The sequence below is a fragment of the Congregibacter sp. genome (assembly GCF_965660375.1).
Lineage (GTDB): Bacteria > Pseudomonadota > Gammaproteobacteria > Pseudomonadales > Halieaceae > Congregibacter.
This window is the reverse complement of sequence record NZ_CBFHZO010000118.1, coordinates 59898-75067: the sequence shown is the minus strand read 5'-3', so window position 1 is coordinate 75067 and position 15170 is coordinate 59898. Positions and strand designations below refer to the sequence as shown.

Genomic DNA, 15170 nt, shown 5'->3' with positions numbered 1-15170 from the left:
TTAGAACGATCAAGCGACGCTGCGTAGCCCTGAGGGCTGTGGCGCAACGCTGTCCATGAGTTCCTCTGCGAGCTTTTCGGCGATGTCTTCCGTAGGCCGGTGGCAACGATCTGCCCGCTCAAGCACTTCCCCCAATCGATCGCCGATGCTCTCGATATGGGATAGCAACGCGCTTCTGTCCATACCGCTCCGCTGATAGTGCACATCGATGATGCCACCCGCGTTAATGAGAAAGTCGGGGCAGTAGAGAATACCGCGATCCGCCAGGCGGGCGCCGTCTGCCCTGTCTCGAAGCTGATTATTTGCGGCTCCAGCAACAATGCCTGCACGCAGTCCTGCGATACTCTCAACATTCAGCGCCCCACCAAGGGCACAGGGGGCGAGGACATCAACGTCCGCAAATAGAATGTCGTCCGCAGCCACCGCGGTTACGCCAAGCTCTGCCTCTGCACGGGCAAGATTTTCCGCGTTGATGTCGGAGGCCAATACCCGGGCGCCGGCTTTAGCCAACAGTTCCGCCAGGGCGTAACCCACATGACCCAGCCCCTGAACAGCGACGCGAACCCCCTGGAGGTCACTGGCGCCCAATCGATGTGCCAGCGCTCGACGAATGGCGACAAAAACTCCCCGTGCAGTGCTCGGCGAGGGATCACCGCCATGCTCTGTTGCGGCAAAACCACTGACAAAAGCCGTGTGCTGACTCATGGCGCGAAGGTCAGCAACGGATGTGCCGGAGTCCTCTGCTGCCACGTAGCGACCGCCCAGGCTGTCGATGAATTCTGCCATGGCGCGCCACAGAGCAGGACTTTTGTCCTGCGTTGGGTCGCCAATAATCACAGACTTACCGCCACCCAGGGGGAGCCCCGCCAGAGCTGACTTGTAGGTCATCCCCCGGGAGAGACGCAGCACATCATCGAGGGCTTCGTCGTCCGACCCGTAGGGATACATTCGACAGCCACCCACGGCCGCGCCCAGGCGGGTGTCGTGCACGGCAATAATCGCCCGGAGACCGCTCGCGCGATCTGCAGCAAAAACCACTTTTTCGTGATCATCAAAAGATGGAGCGCTGAATACTGTCATTGCCTTAATCTCTGTTATTAGAATCTTCGGGTGCTGTTTACGCCGCTTCAACGATCTGGACGACATCTTCCTGACCATCCAGACGCGCCAGCAAGGTGGACTGACGCAGGGCAAGCTGATCACGGTTTCGGTCTTTTACATGACCGAACCCTCGAAGCTGCTGGGGCAGCGCAAGGAGCTCGCGCAACAGCTCATATTCAGTATCTGAGCTCGCGACGGATATCCGCGATTGCAATTCTGCAAGGAGGGATGTGTAGTCCTCGATATCCTGCCGTTCCTGACGACGCTCCGCGGTATATCCGAACACATCAAAAGCGGTGCCGCGAAGCCGCCGCAACGGTGCAAGGAGACGGAACGCGTTCAGCATCCAGGAACCAAACTCGGCTTTCTTGAGTTCCCCCGTGTGGGGGTCGCGCTTGCTGAACAGCGGCGGCGCCAGGTTAAACGTCAGGTCGTAATCGCCTTCGAACCGCGCCTCGATCTTCGCTAAAAATGCGGGGTCGCTGTACAACCGCGCCACTTCGTATTCATCTTTATAGGCCATGAGCTTGAAAAGCGATCGAGCGGCGGTAGCAGTGAGGGAATCGGGCTCGACCGAACGCTGGTCGGCTGCCTCTACCGCTGCGATTATCTCGCGGTAGCGCCGGGCATAGCGCTCGTCCTGATAATCGACCAGGCGGGCAGCGCGGTCCTCGATCAGCTCCGCTGTGGACAGGGTAGCCACCGTCTTCGCCTCGGGCAGCAGGGCAAGCACCTGATCTGGACGGTTTGCGTAGCGGCGCCCGTAGAGAAAGGCCTGCTTGTTAAAGTCGACGGCCACGCCATTGAGCTCAATGGCTCTCTCCAGTGATGCAGATGACACGGGCACCAGCCCCCGCTGCCAGGCATAACCCAGAAGAAATAGGTTACCCGCAATGGTGTCACCCATGAGCGTGGTCGCGATACGACTGGAATCGAGGAAGTGGCAATCGCTGTCACCCACCTCCTCCAATACGCGCTGCTTCATGGTGTTGGTGGGAAAGCGCGCGTCAGGATTGAGAATGAAACTGGCGGTGGGCACCTCGGCATCGTTGACCACGGCGTGAGTGCGTCCGTGCGCCACTTTGCCCAGGGCCTCGTAGGTTGTCGTCACCACAAGGTCGCAACCCAGGAGCAAGTCCGCCTCTCCCGCGGGAATGCGCACGGCCATAATGTCATCCTGAGCACTGGAGACCCGCACATGGGACACCACGGCGCCAAACTTCTGCGCCAGTCCCGTCTGGTTCAGGGTCGCGCAGCCCTTGCCCTCAATGTGCGCAGCCATGGCCACGAGAGAGGTAATCGTCAGCACGCCCGTGCCACCCACGCCGGTCACGACGGTGTTCCAGGGTCGCTCCTCAAGATTGGGAAGCTGGGGCTCGGGCAGCGGATCGAAAACCGTCTGTGCGGTATCCACGCGCTTGGGCTTTCGCAGACCGCCGCCGGTCACCGTCACGAAGCTGGGGCAGAACCCTCTATTGCAGCTGTAATCCTTATTGCAGGCGCTCTGATCAATCTGGCGCTTGCGCCCCAGCTCCGTCTCTTTGGGAACAATGGATAGGCAGTTTGATTTCACCGAGCAATCACCGCAGCCCTCACACACGGCGTCGTTGATAAAGAGACGCTTGGCCGGATCCACGGCGCTGCCTTTCTTGCGACGGCGACGCTTCTCTGCAGCACAGGTCTGCTGATAAACGATCACCGACGTACCTTTTGTCTCGCGCAATTCACGCTGCAGGGCGTCCAGGTCGTCACGGTGATGCAAGGTTAGACCGCCAACAGAAGGCAGATGGCCCCGCCACTGACCGGGCTCATCGCTCACCAGGGCAATGCGCCTCACCCCCTCACCCTGAAGCTGCTTCAGCAGATCGGGAATGGCCAGTGAACCATCAATGGGCTGGCCACCGGTCATCGCTACCGCATCGTTATAGAGAATCTTGTAGGTGATGTTGACCTTGGAGGCGACGGCAGCGCGCACCGCCAGAATACCGGAGTGGAAATAGGTGCCATCACCCAGGTTCTGAAATACATGCTCGGTTTCGGTAAAGGGCGCCTGACCTATCCAGGTAACCCCTTCACCACCCATCTGAGTAAAGGTCAGCGTCGGGCGGTCAGGCATCCAGGTGGCCATGTAGTGACAGCCGATACCGCCCATGGCGCGGCTGCCATCGGGCAACTGCGTCGAAGTGTTATGGGGGCAGCCGGAGCAAAAATGGGGAACACGCTCCGCCACTTCCGCGGGTCGCGCCAGGGACAGCTCCTTACCCTCAATCCAGCGGATACGCTCATCCATCAGCTCGGACTGATAAAAACGCCGGATGCGCGCAGCGATGGCCAGCGCGACTTTCGCCGGGGTGAGCTCTCCGAGATTGGGCAGCAAATCCTTACCGGTCTCGTCAAACTCGCCGATTACCCGGGGTCTCGCCGCCACAGGATAGTTGTAGAGTTGTCCGGTAAGCTGGTCTTCGATGATCGAGCGCTTCTCTTCGACGACCAGAATCTCTTCGAGGCCATCTGCAAATTCGTGGGTCGTCTGGGGCTCCAGGGGCCAGGGCATACCCACCTTATACACACGCAGGCCAATTTCTGCTGCGACGCCTTCGCTGATACCCATATCGTCCAGCGCCTGCATGACATCAAGATAGGCCTTGCCCGAGGTAATGATACCGAAGCGTGCCTTGGGGCTATCCAACACAACTTTGTTCAAACCGTTCGCCCGGGCAAATTCCCGCGCCGCATAAATTTTGTAACGGTTAAGGCGCTCCTCCTGCTCCATGGGCTGATCCGGCCAGCGGGCGTGCACGCCGCCCTCGGGCAACTGAAAGCCCTCGGGGATAGCGACCTGAATACGCGACGCGTCGAGGTCCGCAGAAATCGCCGAATCCATATTCTCGGTGATCGCCTTCAACGCCACCCAACACCCGGAATAGCGGGAGAGTTCCCAACCGTAAACGCCGAGATCCAGCACTTCCTGTACATTCGAGGGACTCAGCACGGGAATGGAAGCGGCGATGAAATCGTGTTCGGACTGATGGGGCAGTGTTGAGGATTTGCAGGCGTGATCGTCCCCGGCTACCGCCAGAACCCCGCCAAATTCCGATGTGCCCGCCGCGTTGGCGTGTTTGAACACATCCATGCTGCGGTCCACGCCCGGCCCCTTGCCGTACCACATGGAAAACACGCCGTCGTAGCGCGCACCGGCAAACAGGTTGGTCTGCTGGCTTCCCCACACGGCCGTGGCTGCCAGCTCTTCATTGATCCCCGGTTGAAAGTGGACGTTGTGGGGCTCCAGCCATTTGCGGGCCTTCCAGAACGCCTGGTCAACGCCCCCCAGGGGGGACCCCCGATAGCCGGACACAAAAGCGGCGGTGTTCAGTCCCCGCTGCTGGTCACGCTGGTGCTGAAGCATGGGTAGACGAACAAGGGCCTCAATGCCCGTCATGTAGGCCCGATCAATGTCCAGAGAATACTTGTCGTCCAGACTTACCTGGTGTCTGTTCGCTGTAGTGCTCCGATCAGTCCCGTCAGCCATTGTTTATCCCTTTTATTAAGGCCTAAAAATTGTAAAGGAGATGGAAGAATTTACTATGCTATTTATCTGTCACCTCGCCCTATAAATGGATAAAATATGTGCTTTTAGCATTCACTACGCATAACTATGTCAGAAAAACTGGATAGCACAGACTTAGCGATTCTCGATCTCCTTCAGGGCGATTGTAGTTTGAGCACCGCGGCTATCGCGGAGCGGGTCAACCTCTCCCAGTCTCCCTGTTGGCGTCGGATCAGTCGCCTGGAGGAGCGAGGTTTGATCCGCGAGCGCGTGGCACTGCTGGATCGCCAGGCGCTGGGAATGGACGTGGTGGTATTTGCCACGGTGAACCTCACAGCGACGGGGCGACAAAATCTCCTCAGCTTTGAAGAGGACATTATCCGCTACCCCGAAGTCATCGAGTGCTACACCATGACGGGAATTTGGGACTACCTGCTAAAAATCGTGACCCGGGACGTTCGTCACTACGAGCAGTTCGTTCGGGAAACGCTGAGTACCAATCCGGACCTTCGGGAACTCCACTCGCACATGGCGGTAACGGAAATCAAGAACAGCACGTCGCTGCCGCTGCAGACCCAGGGCTAAGGCGGGAGTCGGAGAGCTACCAGCCCATGACCGCCTTGACCAGCGGGACCGTCAGGGGCCGCTGTCGCTGCAGCGATGCGCTGTCCAAACGGTCGAGGGTGTCCATGAGATCTCCCAGGGCGCGGGTCTCCCGCGCGCAGAGATAGCTGGCAACGGGATCCGGCAGAGCGAGACCCCGCCGCTCAGCGCGAAACTGCAAAATCCGCCGCATTTCCTCATCATTGGCAGCGGCGATCGCCCAGGTCACACCCCCCGCCAAACGCGAGCGGAGATCCGCCAGTTCAATACCCAGCTCCATAGCGGGACGCCGTGCAGCAACCCAGAGTGGGCAGTTTACCGCCCGGGCCCGATTGATGAGATGGAAAAGCGCCTCTTCCCATTCCGAATCCCCGGCGATGAATTCAAGGTTATCCAGCGCCAGCAGCGCCGCCATCTCCAAATTATCCAAAAGCGACCGGGGCGGCGAGCCGTGCACATCTGCGAGGGGCAAATACAGCGAACCCTCCGTTGTGTGGCAAAGCGCCTGCAGGAGATGAGTTTTGCCCACCCCTGCTCCACCATGGAGAAACTGCAGGGGCTCCGCAGCAGGTCGCGTCATACTGTCGAGAACGGCTGCGAGGGATTCCCGGGGACAGAAGTTCTCAAAGTTCGCCTCGTCACGCAGGCCGATTTTCAGTGCCAGCTGTGGGGGCTGCTCCTGTGCGGCAGACGACTCAGGCATCCCGGTGAGACTCGCCGCCGCGATCGCCATCGCTGTCTTGATCGAGATCGGTGTAAAGCGCACTGTTGCGATAATGCACCAGGGCGTGGCTGGCAAACACCTTGATCACCGCTGCCACCGGTAGTGCGACAACCACACCCACAAAGCCCGCAAGCTGGCCACCGGCCATGAGCGCAAAAATCACCATCACCGGATGCAGGCCAATACGATCCCCCACCAGTACAGGGGTGAGTACCATGCTCTCGATGAGCTGCCCCACGCCGAAAACCACCGCGACATAAAGCAGGGGCAACGGCTCATGAAATTGCAGCCAGGCCGCTATCAGCGATGCGGTGATACCCACGATAAAACCGAGATAAGGCACGATACTCGCAAGACCGGCAACCAGTCCCAGGAGCAAAGCGAGCTCGATACCTGCCAGGTAAAGACCCGTTGCATAAAGTGCACCCAGGGCGCACATGACGACGAACTGTCCCCGAAGAAAAGCGCCCACCACCTCGTCGGCTTCGCGGACCATTTGCTGCGTTCCCGTCTGCCAGGCTTTGGGCATGAGGTGCAGGATACGCTCGGCAATATCATCCCAGTCCCGCATGAGATAAAACGCCACCACGGGCACCAGCGCGATGTTGGCCATACCCAGGAGCAGTCCCAGCCCCGAACCGGTGATACGGGAGATAGTGCTGGCCGTCACTTTTCCCAGAGACTGCCAGTTTTCAAGCAACTGCGCCGACCAGTCAATCTGTGGAAGGCTGGCTCCTGTGACCAGCGTGCGTGATTGAAGCCAGGGCACGGCAACATCCCGTAGCCAGGCGTAGACCACGGGGACACGCCCGATAAGACCATCCAGCTGCTGAAGCAGGACCGGGACTGCGAAAAACAGGGCCACCAGTGACAGCGTTGTAAAAAACAGAAAAACCAAAATGACACCGAAGGTCCTGCTCCCGCCGCGCTCCTCCACCCGGTCAACCAGGGGGTCTCCCAGGTAGCCCGTCAATGCGCCCAGTACAAAGGGCAGCAGAATCGGCTCAAGGAGATAAAACAGCACCGCCAGCGCGGCAAACACGGCGAACACCAAAGGCCAGCGGTTAACGGGAATTTCAGCTTTGACCTCGAGGTCAGGGCTCGAGTCACTCATGGAATCCACTCGTAGAAAAGCGCGCCCTGCCCCGGCTCCCGGGGCAGGGCAACAAAGCGCGCGTCCAGTTCGATAATTCTTGCCAGCTGCTGTAAATCGGTTTCTGCCTCAATCCTTACGCTCACCTGGTCGCCCAGAAGACTCTCGGGCACCACCGCCCGAACCGCCTCCAGGTCACCGAGACTCTCCTGAGCCAGTTTATAGTCTGCAAAAGAGCGAATACCCCGAAGCACAATCCGGTAGCGTTCATCCCGGTCGGCACTGAGCTTCACACCGTACTGTTCTGCCAGCGTTCCTGCGACTAGTTCTGCCCCGGCATTAGTAAAGGCTTCCAGATTGGCCGCGACCGTGGAGCGGCTTTTCCAGCGACCGTTATCCAGATAGCGCCAATCGCCGACCCAACTGCCATCGGACAGCCGGGCCACGCGTCCGGCCAGCAATTCGGCGCCGCGATAGCGGTCCGACGCATCGATAAGGGCCGCAGAGGACTGCCGCCAGGCCTCTCCCAGAGAGATCGTCGCAGTATCCAGAAGATCGTAAAGAGGCGTTTGCAAAGGCACACCGCGACGCAAAAAGCTCTCTTTGAGCATCGCGTCTACCTGCGGCGCAGCTTCCAGCGACGCGAAGCGACGCCCTCGTTCATCGCTAATCACCAGCCAGGTCAACACCAGGGGCCGATTTGCGGTCCACAGACGCAGGTCCGCTTCCCCAAGGAGCTTCTGTAACGCCTGCTCGTCGTAGTCGAGGCGAAGACGGAGAGCGTTGTCGGCGCCCTCCTCATAGCTGTAGCCAAGCAGATAACCCTGGGCATCATCCAGGGCCCGAAGCACTGCGGGCCGCTCCACGGCCAGCGGGTTTCCCGAGGCTTTGATGATCACCTCGGCAAGCCCGGCTTTGCGCGCGGCAGCGAGAGACCGGGCATCCCGCCCCTCAACGGTGACCAGGGCACTGTAGATGTTGTCTACCATCTCCGCCCGGGCATATTGACCGCCCAGCAGCAGGCTCCCGCAGAGCAGCGCCGGTGCCAGAAAGCGTTGGAGGATAGACTGGGACATGGTGCCATTGTACAGCGCCCGGCACCCTCGTGGCATCGACCACGGCGCCCGGCACCCTTTACTGGCGGGCCCGGGGCGCTACACTGCGCGCTCACCAACACGCCGGCCGAGCCTCATGTCAGAAAAGCACCAGAAAACACCCCTCACCTACCGCGATGCAGGAGTGGATATCGACAAAGGTAACGCGCTGGTGGGACGGATCCGCGATGCGGTGGACCGCACCCGACGGCCAGAGGTTATGAGCGGCCTGGGCGGTTTTGGCGCACTCTGCGCACTCCCCACCGGATACCGGGAACCCCTGCTGGTCTCCGGCACCGACGGCGTGGGTACCAAGCTGCGTCTCGCCATCGAACTCAATCGCCACGAACATATCGGTATAGACCTGGTCGCCATGTGTGCCAACGACATTGCCGTGAGCGGCGCGGAACCCCTGTTTTTTCTCGACTACTACGCCACGGGTCAGCTTGACCTGGATGTTGCCACCGATGTTGTGCGCGGGATCGCCACAGGTTGTGAACTGGCCGGTTGCGCCCTCGTGGGGGGCGAAACGGCAGAGATGCCCGGCATGTACAGTGACGGTGACTACGATCTGGCAGGCTTCTGTGTCGGCGTCGTGGAACGAGACAGCGTAATAGATGGCAGTGGCGTCGCTGCGGGAGATGCCCTCGTCGCTATCGCCAGCAGCGGCCCCCATGCCAATGGCTATTCACTCATCCGCCGGGTGCTGGAGCGCAGCCAGGTGGATCTGGATGCGAACCTCGAGACCGACGGGAAACCTTTGGCCGAACTGTTGCTGGAACCCACAACCCTTTATTGCAAAGCTTTACTGGCATTACGAAGCCAGATCGAGATCCACGCCATGGCGCATATCACCGGTGGCGGGCTCCTGGAAAACCTGCCCCGGGTCTTGCCCGACAATGTCACAGCGCAGATAAACACCCGGAGCTGGGAGTGGCCCGCTGTATTCCGGTGGCTCCAGGAGACGGGAAACATCGAGCGGATGGAGATGTTCCGCACCTTTAACTGCGGCGTGGGCATGGTGTTGTGTATCCCCAAGGCGCAGGTCACCCGGGCGATCGATACCCTCGCGGACCAGGGTCTGTTCGCCTGGCAGATCGGTGACACTGTTCCGGGGGACGCAGGCATCAGCTTCAGCGAATGAGCACCCCCCGCCGTATCGCAGTAATCGCGTCCGGCTCGGGCTCCAACATGGCTGCCATCGCCGCGGCCTGCGAACGGGGCGACATTCCCGCAACGCTAAGCCTGGTCATCAGTAACGTACCCCACGCCCGGGTGCTCGCCCGCGCGGCCGAATGGCAACTCCCTAACCGCTGCATCAATCATCGCGATTATGAAAGCCGGGGCGCCTTCGAGGAGGCCATGCTGCAGGTGCTGCAGAAAAACGCCATCGACCTCGTGGTGCTTGCGGGCTTCATGCGCATACTCACCGATCGCTTTATTCGGGAATATTACGGGTCGCTATTGAACATTCACCCGTCTTTGTTGCCTAAATACCCGGGACTTAACACGCATCAACGCGCGCTGGATGCGGGTGACGAAGAAGCCGGTGCTACGGTGCACTTTGTGATTCCGGAACTGGATGCGGGCCCCACCATTGTGCAGGCGCGCGTCCCGGTTCTTTCAGGAGACGATGCAAGCAGTCTTGCTGCACGGGTACAGGCGCAGGAACACCAGATTTATCCTTTGGCAGTACGCTGGTGTGTTGAGAAAAAGGTTGAGCTGCGCAAGGGAAAGGTCTGGAAAGACCCATCACTCACAAGCAATGGAACAAACGCATGACAGCGACAGATGCAGGATCAAAAGGCGTAGCCGGGCGGGGACCAACATCACGCTTCGCGGGTAAAACAACATCTGCGCTGCCAGCAAACACGCGATTAACACAGCAATCGAAACCGCGGTCAAAGCTGCTACCGATCCTGGCGTTGACCGCGCTTGCGTCGACCGCCATCACTTCGCTCGGTGTCACCAGCGCCAACGCGCGGGCGGAGGAACCCGAAGCCAGAGAGGCCTCGAAGGAATACCGCAAACTGACGCCCTACGATGCCGTATACAAGACCTCGACTTCGGGCCTCAGCATCAAACTTCGTCGCAGTCTGACCATGGACGCAAGCGGCGACTGCAGGCTCACCAGCGAGGGCAAACTGCTGGTTGCGGGCATCAGCGAAGTGAGTCTGTTCACTCTCGACGGCGAAAACATTCAACCCCGCTCCTATGTTTATCAGCTCAGCGGTCCGGTGAGCCGGCGGCGGGAGGTACACTTTGACAAAGATTCCAGCGTCATCAGAAGCCTGTACAAAAAAGAGTGGTATGAACTGCCGAAAACCGGCGCCACCCTGGACCGCATGAGCCAACAGGAGCAGTTGCGTCTGTCATTGCTCAACGATCCCACACCCAAGGACGACATCCTGTTCCATGTTGCTGATGGCCGCAAAGTGAAGGAGTACCGGCTCCTGTTCGCAGGCGAGGAACGACTCGAGACGCCCATGGGCTGGGTGAATACGCTGCATTTTGAACGGGATCATGATGATCCCGATCGCCAGTCCGGGGTCTGGATAGCGCCCGAGTGGGACTACCTCATGGTCCGCACGGTGCATATCGATGACGGAAAGACCATCGAAGCGAATCTCATCAGCGCCGATATAGCAGGCACAGCCGTGACCGGCGCCAACAGCTGATCAGGCCCTGGGGAGCGTAACGCCCGTCTGGCCCTGATACTTGCCCCCACGGTCCTTGTAGCTCACCTCACACACTTCGTCGGACTCGAAAAACAGCATCTGAGCAACACCCTCATTGGCGTAAATTTTTGCCGGCAGGGTGGTGGTGTTGGAGAACTCCAGCGTCACATGGCCCTCCCACTCCGGCTCAAGGGGCGTCACGTTAACGATGATGCCGCAACGGGCGTAGGTGGATTTACCGAGACAGATGGTGAGTACATTGCGGGGAATACGGAAGTATTCCACCGTGCGCGCCAGGGCGAAGGAATTCGGGGGAATCACACAGACATCACTAGTGATGTTCACAAAGCTGTTATCGTCAAAGGCTTTCGGATCGACGGTGGCAGAATTGATGTTGGTGAACACGCGAAACTCGTCGGCGCAACGCACATCGTATCCATAACTTGAGGTGCCGTAGGAAATAACCTTTCCACGATCACTATCGCTGCGCACCTGCCCTCCCTCAAAAGGTTCGATCATGCCGTGCTCTGCCGCCATGCGACGGATCCACTTGTCAGATTTGATACTCATAGCTTCTCTCGTCAGTCATCGCTGATAGTAATGCTTGGGAAATCGCCCTCGGCAGGATGCTCACCCAGTGCCCGCATCACCGCCTGTGCCGCCGCACTGTAGGCCTGCCCCGCGGGGCTCTCTGGCTCGCTGAGAACGACGGGCGTTCCCGCATCCGTGTACTCCCGGATCGTACGGGCGAGGGGCAGGCTCGCCAGCAACTCTACGCCATATTCGGCGGCAATACGCTGACCTCCATCTGCACCAAAAATAGATTCTGTGTGTCCACACTCGCTGCAGACATGCATGGCCATATTTTCAATGATTCCAAGAACCGGAACGCTGACCTTGCGGAACATCTCGATACCTTTGCGGGCATCAAGGAGCGCAATGTCCTGCGGCGTTGTCACGATAACAGCTCCGGATACCGTCGCTTTCTGCGACAGCGTCAGCTGAATATCTCCAGTGCCTGGGGGCATATCAATAATCAGATAATCCAATTCACCCCAGCGGGTCTGCTCGAGCATCTGAATGAGCGCACCGCCGGCCATGGGCCCCCGCCACACCATGGGCGTGCGATCACTGGCCAGGTAGGCCATGGACATGCTTGCCAGACCGTGGGCCTCCACCGGACTCATGGTTTTACCGTCGCTGCTCTCCGGGCGGGTACCATCCGCCACGCCAAGCATCAGCGCCACGCTGGGGCCGTAGATATCGGCATCCAGCAAGCCCACGCGGGCGCCCATGGCCTTTAACGCCAGGGCAAGATTCACCGCCGTGGTTGATTTACCCACTCCCCCCTTACCGGAGGCAACGGCGATAATGTGCTTGGCCACTTGCATACAATCTAGGTCCTGCGGCGAGAAAGGCGCCAAGTATAGGTATTGCCCCCCGTGCACTCAATCAATGCAGATGAAATCGGCGGGGCCACTCGCTATGATAGCGCGCCTTTTCTCGCGGACAGATTCGCAATGACTCAAGCCAAGCGGCGTATTTTGGTGACCAGCGCCCTCCCCTATGCCAACGGCCCCCTCCACCTGGGCCACATACTCGAGCAGGTACAGACGGATATCTGGGTTCGCTTCCAGCGCTCCCGGGGGCACGAGTGTCATTATGTCTGTGCCGATGACGCCCACGGCACCGCCATCATGCTCAGCGCGGAGCGCCAGGGCATCACCGCAGAGCAGCAAATAGAGGCCATCCACAAGGATCACTTGGCCGCCTCCCAGGCTTTTGCCATCAGCTTTGACAGTTTTTATAGCACTCACTCGGACGAAACACGCCAGTGGTCCGAGACAATTTACGAGCGCCTCAAGGCAGCAGGAGCCATCAATGAGCGGGAAATCACCCAGGCCTATGATCCCGAAAAAGGACTGTTCCTCGCCGACCGTTTCATCAAGGGGACCTGCCCCAAATGCAAAACACCCGATCAATATGGTGATAACTGCGAAGCCTGCGGCGCTACCTACTCGCCGGCGGAGCTCATCGATCCGGTGTCGGCGCTGTCCGGCGCCGCGCCGGTGGATCGGCAATCGCGGCATTTCTTCTTCCGCCTGCCGCTGTTTGCCGACATGCTCCGGGAATGGATCGCCTCGGGAACGCTACAGGACGCGGTAGCCAACAAACTCCGCGAGTGGACCGATGGTGGTCTCCAGGAATGGGACATCAGTCGGGACGCGCCCTACTTCGGTTTTCAAATCCCCGGAGAGACCGACAAGTATTTTTATGTCTGGCTGGATGCACCCATCGGCTACATGGGGAGCTTCCAGAATTACTGCGATCAAAGGGGCATCGCCTTCGACGATTTCTGGCAGCCTGGCGGCGACACCGAGCTATACCACTTTGTGGGCAAGGACATTATCAACTTTCACGGCCTGTTCTGGCCTGCGATGCTCCACGCGGCCGAGCTTCGCACTCCCACCGGCGTCTTCGTTCACGGCTTTCTCACCGTCGATGGCACCAAGATGTCGAAGAGCCGCGGCACCTTCATCAATGCCCATCACTACCTGCAACACCTTGATGCCGAATACCTGCGCTATTACTTCGCCGCCAAGCTCAGCGCGGGTGTCGATGATATCGACCTCAATCTCGAAGACTTCGTGCAGCGGGTCAATTCCGATGTAGTCGGCAAGGTTGTCAACATCGCCAGCCGCTGCGCGGGCTTTTTGCGCAAGGGCTTTGAAAACCGCACATCCCAACACTGCAGTGAGCCGGACCTCCTTGCGGCCTTTGACGCGGCCGGTACAGACATCGCCCAAGCCTACGAGGACAGGGAATTCAGCAAAGCAATTCGCCTGATCATGGAACTTGCGGATCGAGCCAATCAGTATATTGATCAGCACAAACCCTGGGTGATGGCGAAGGAACCTACACAGGCCGCCGATGTGCAGCTGGTGTGCTCCACCGGCATCAACTGTTTCCGTCTCCTTATGATCTACCTTCAACCGGTACTGCCGCTGATGGCCGAGCGGGCCGCCGCTTACCTGCGCTGCAGCCTTGCCTGGGATCAGCGGGGCGCGCTACTCCTGAACCATGAACTGGCGACCTTCGAGCCACTCATGCAACGCGTGGACCCCAAGATTGTGCGCAAAATGGTGGAAAGTAATCGCGAGGAAGCCCCTGCTGAAGGCTCCGATGAAGGTGCTAAAAAAGGCAAGACGGAGCAATCAGTGGAAAAATCCGCAGTACCGCCAGACAGCAATTATCTCGATATCCGCGATTTCCAAAAAGTGGATCTACGGGTCGCCCGCATTGAGGCGGCGGAGGCAGTCGAGGGCGCCGACAAGCTATTGGCACTGCACCTCGATCTTGGAGAATTGGGTAAACGACAGGTGTTTTCCGGCATCAAAGCGGCCTACGACCCGGCAACCCTGGTCGGCCGGCTCACAGTAGTCGTTGCAAACCTGGCGCCCCGGAAAATGCGCTTTGGCGTGTCCGAGGGCATGGTGCTGGCCGCGGGTGAGGGAGACTCCGATGTTTTTCTCCTGTCGCCAGACAGTGGTGCCACACCCGGAATGCGGGTTAGCTAAGCCGCAGACAGGCCTTTAAAATCAGCGCGCAAATTACTCCAACGCATTGTTTATTAAGGAGAGTCTGCCTACCATGACGACTTCGGGACTGCCTGAGCCTGCGAAGCTTTTTTCGCTGGCCCAACCCGACGATTTTTAGTGCGCATCCCCGGATGCTGTGGGTGAGGAAATGCTGGCGGATTATTCGCTGCTGCTGATTGGCGCCATTCTGGTAAACAATTTTGTGCTGGTACAGTTTTTGGGACTGTGCCCGTTTATGGGCGTCTCCAACAAACTGGAAACGGCCATGGGTATGTCCATGGCCACTACCTTTGTGCTCACCCTGGCTTCGGCCTGCAGTCACCTGACCTACCATTACCTGCTGTTGCCTCTGGGTCTGGGATACCTGAAAACCATCGCGTTCATACTGGTTATTGCGGTCGTGGTGCAATTCACGGAAATGGTGGTGCGAAAATCCAGTCCCCTCCTGCACCGCGTGCTCGGAGTGTATCTTCCGCTGATCACCACCAACTGCGCAGTGCTCGGAGTCGCTCTCATTAACACGAATAAGAGCCATAGCTTTATCGAAGCCCTCCTCTACGGATTTGGCGCCGCCCTGGGCTTCTCCCTGGTATTGATTTTGTTTGCCGCCATGCGTGAGCGCATCGCGGTCGCCGACGTGCCCGCACCGTTTTCCGGCGCCGCCATAGGTATGGTTACCGCAGGCCTAATGTCTCTGGCTTTTATGGGATTCGCCGGGCTGGTATAGCGGG

The 15170-nt window shown here is 59.1% G+C and carries 13 protein-coding genes; 6 read left to right on the top strand and 7 right to left on the bottom strand.

Going from position 1 to position 15170, the window contains the following annotated elements; translation table 11 throughout:
* Positions 1–9: 9 nt before the first annotated feature.
* On the bottom strand, positions 10–1080 hold the full coding sequence (locus ACTG3T_RS11985) for a Glu/Leu/Phe/Val family dehydrogenase (RefSeq protein ID WP_439102509.1): 1071 nt from the start codon (positions 1078–1080) through the stop codon (positions 10–12).
* Positions 1081–1117: 37 nt separating this feature from the next.
* Complete coding sequence (locus ACTG3T_RS11980; protein WP_439102508.1) at positions 1118–4630, bottom strand: indolepyruvate ferredoxin oxidoreductase family protein; 3513 nt, start codon at positions 4628–4630, stop codon at positions 1118–1120.
* Between the two features lie 126 nt (positions 4631–4756).
* Here ACTG3T_RS11980 and ACTG3T_RS11975 point away from each other — a divergent pair, with 126 nt between their 5' ends.
* Positions 4757–5233: an Lrp/AsnC family transcriptional regulator gene (locus tag ACTG3T_RS11975; protein WP_439102507.1), complete on the top strand. Its 477-nt coding sequence runs from the start codon at positions 4757–4759 to the stop codon at positions 5231–5233.
* A gap of 16 nt (positions 5234–5249) precedes the next feature.
* On the opposite strand, the gene hda is transcribed toward ACTG3T_RS11975, so the two are convergent.
* Genes hda through ACTG3T_RS11960 form a run of 3 tightly spaced genes read right to left on the bottom strand, consistent with a single transcriptional unit; the run spans position 5250 to position 8144 of the window.
* Positions 5250–5954 carry a DnaA regulatory inactivator Hda gene (gene hda / locus ACTG3T_RS11970; protein WP_439102506.1) on the bottom strand — a complete coding sequence of 235 codons (705 nt, stop codon included), beginning with the start codon at positions 5952–5954 and terminating at the stop codon, positions 5250–5252.
* Positions 5947–7089 (bottom strand): AI-2E family transporter, encoded by a 1143-nt coding sequence (locus ACTG3T_RS11965; protein ID WP_439102505.1) that lies wholly within the window; start codon positions 7087–7089, stop codon positions 5947–5949. Before ACTG3T_RS11965 ends, hda begins: the two co-directional genes overlap by 8 nt.
* A complete protein-coding gene (locus ACTG3T_RS11960) occupies positions 7086–8144 on the bottom strand; it encodes a DUF2066 domain-containing protein (protein WP_439102504.1) in 1059 nt (352 codons plus the stop codon). Before ACTG3T_RS11960 ends, ACTG3T_RS11965 begins: the two co-directional genes overlap by 4 nt.
* A gap of 115 nt (positions 8145–8259) precedes the next feature.
* On the opposite strand from ACTG3T_RS11960, the gene purM reads away from it, so the two are divergent.
* From purM to ACTG3T_RS11945, 3 genes are read left to right on the top strand one after another with little or no spacing between them, the layout of a single operon-like run.
* Positions 8260–9306, top strand: coding sequence for a phosphoribosylformylglycinamidine cyclo-ligase (purM, locus tag ACTG3T_RS11955; protein ID WP_439102581.1), 1047 nt, complete (start codon positions 8260–8262; stop codon positions 9304–9306).
* Positions 9303–9944 (top strand): phosphoribosylglycinamide formyltransferase, encoded by a 642-nt coding sequence (purN, locus tag ACTG3T_RS11950; RefSeq protein WP_439102503.1) that lies wholly within the window; start codon positions 9303–9305, stop codon positions 9942–9944. Before purM ends, purN begins: the two co-directional genes overlap by 4 nt.
* A complete protein-coding gene (locus ACTG3T_RS11945) occupies positions 9941–10840 on the top strand; it encodes a DUF3108 domain-containing protein (RefSeq protein WP_439102502.1) in 900 nt (299 codons plus the stop codon). Before purN ends, ACTG3T_RS11945 begins: the two co-directional genes overlap by 4 nt.
* On the opposite strand, the gene dcd is transcribed toward ACTG3T_RS11945, so the two are convergent.
* Complete coding sequence (dcd, locus tag ACTG3T_RS11940; RefSeq protein ID WP_439102501.1) at positions 10841–11410, bottom strand: dCTP deaminase; 570 nt, start codon at positions 11408–11410, stop codon at positions 10841–10843.
* An 11-nt stretch (positions 11411–11421) separates the two neighbouring features.
* A complete protein-coding gene (gene apbC / locus ACTG3T_RS11935) occupies positions 11422–12231 on the bottom strand; it encodes an iron-sulfur cluster carrier protein ApbC (RefSeq protein ID WP_439102500.1) in 810 nt (269 codons plus the stop codon).
* Positions 12232–12360: 129 nt separating this feature from the next.
* Here apbC and metG point away from each other — a divergent pair, with 129 nt between their 5' ends.
* Together metG and rsxA are read left to right on the top strand one after the other, a co-directional pair.
* A complete protein-coding gene (metG, locus tag ACTG3T_RS11930) occupies positions 12361–14418 on the top strand; it encodes a methionine--tRNA ligase (protein ID WP_439102499.1) in 2058 nt (685 codons plus the stop codon).
* Between the two features lie 169 nt (positions 14419–14587).
* Positions 14588–15166, top strand: coding sequence for an electron transport complex subunit RsxA (gene rsxA, locus ACTG3T_RS11925; RefSeq protein ID WP_439102580.1), 579 nt, complete (start codon positions 14588–14590; stop codon positions 15164–15166).
* Positions 15167–15170: the final 4 nt, after the last annotated feature.

Bases quoted from the DNA above. Each gene is read 5' to 3' on its own strand.
- metG (WP_439102499.1), top strand. From the start codon at position 12,361: ATGACTCAAGCCAAGCGGCGTATTTTGGTGACCAGCGCCCTCCCCTAT.
- ACTG3T_RS11945 (WP_439102502.1), top strand. From the start codon at position 9,941: ATGACAGCGACAGATGCAGGATCAAAAGGCGTAGCCGGGCGGGGACCA.
- ACTG3T_RS11960 (WP_439102504.1), bottom strand. From the start codon at position 8,144: ATGTCCCAGTCTATCCTCCAACGCTTTCTGGCACCGGCGCTGCTCTGC.
- purM (WP_439102581.1), top strand. From the start codon at position 8,260: ATGTCAGAAAAGCACCAGAAAACACCCCTCACCTACCGCGATGCAGGA.
- ACTG3T_RS11980 (WP_439102508.1), bottom strand. From the start codon at position 4,630: ATGGCTGACGGGACTGATCGGAGCACTACAGCGAACAGACACCAGGTA.
- purN (WP_439102503.1), top strand. From the start codon at position 9,303: ATGAGCACCCCCCGCCGTATCGCAGTAATCGCGTCCGGCTCGGGCTCC.
- rsxA (WP_439102580.1), top strand. From the start codon at position 14,588: ATGCTGGCGGATTATTCGCTGCTGCTGATTGGCGCCATTCTGGTAAAC.
- hda (WP_439102506.1), bottom strand. From the start codon at position 5,954: ATGCCTGAGTCGTCTGCCGCACAGGAGCAGCCCCCACAGCTGGCACTG.
- apbC (WP_439102500.1), bottom strand. From the start codon at position 12,231: ATGCAAGTGGCCAAGCACATTATCGCCGTTGCCTCCGGTAAGGGGGGA.
- ACTG3T_RS11965 (WP_439102505.1), bottom strand. From the start codon at position 7,089: ATGAGTGACTCGAGCCCTGACCTCGAGGTCAAAGCTGAAATTCCCGTT.
- dcd (WP_439102501.1), bottom strand. From the start codon at position 11,410: ATGAGTATCAAATCTGACAAGTGGATCCGTCGCATGGCGGCAGAGCAC.
- ACTG3T_RS11975 (WP_439102507.1), top strand. From the start codon at position 4,757: ATGTCAGAAAAACTGGATAGCACAGACTTAGCGATTCTCGATCTCCTT.
- ACTG3T_RS11985 (WP_439102509.1), bottom strand. From the start codon at position 1,080: ATGACAGTATTCAGCGCTCCATCTTTTGATGATCACGAAAAAGTGGTT.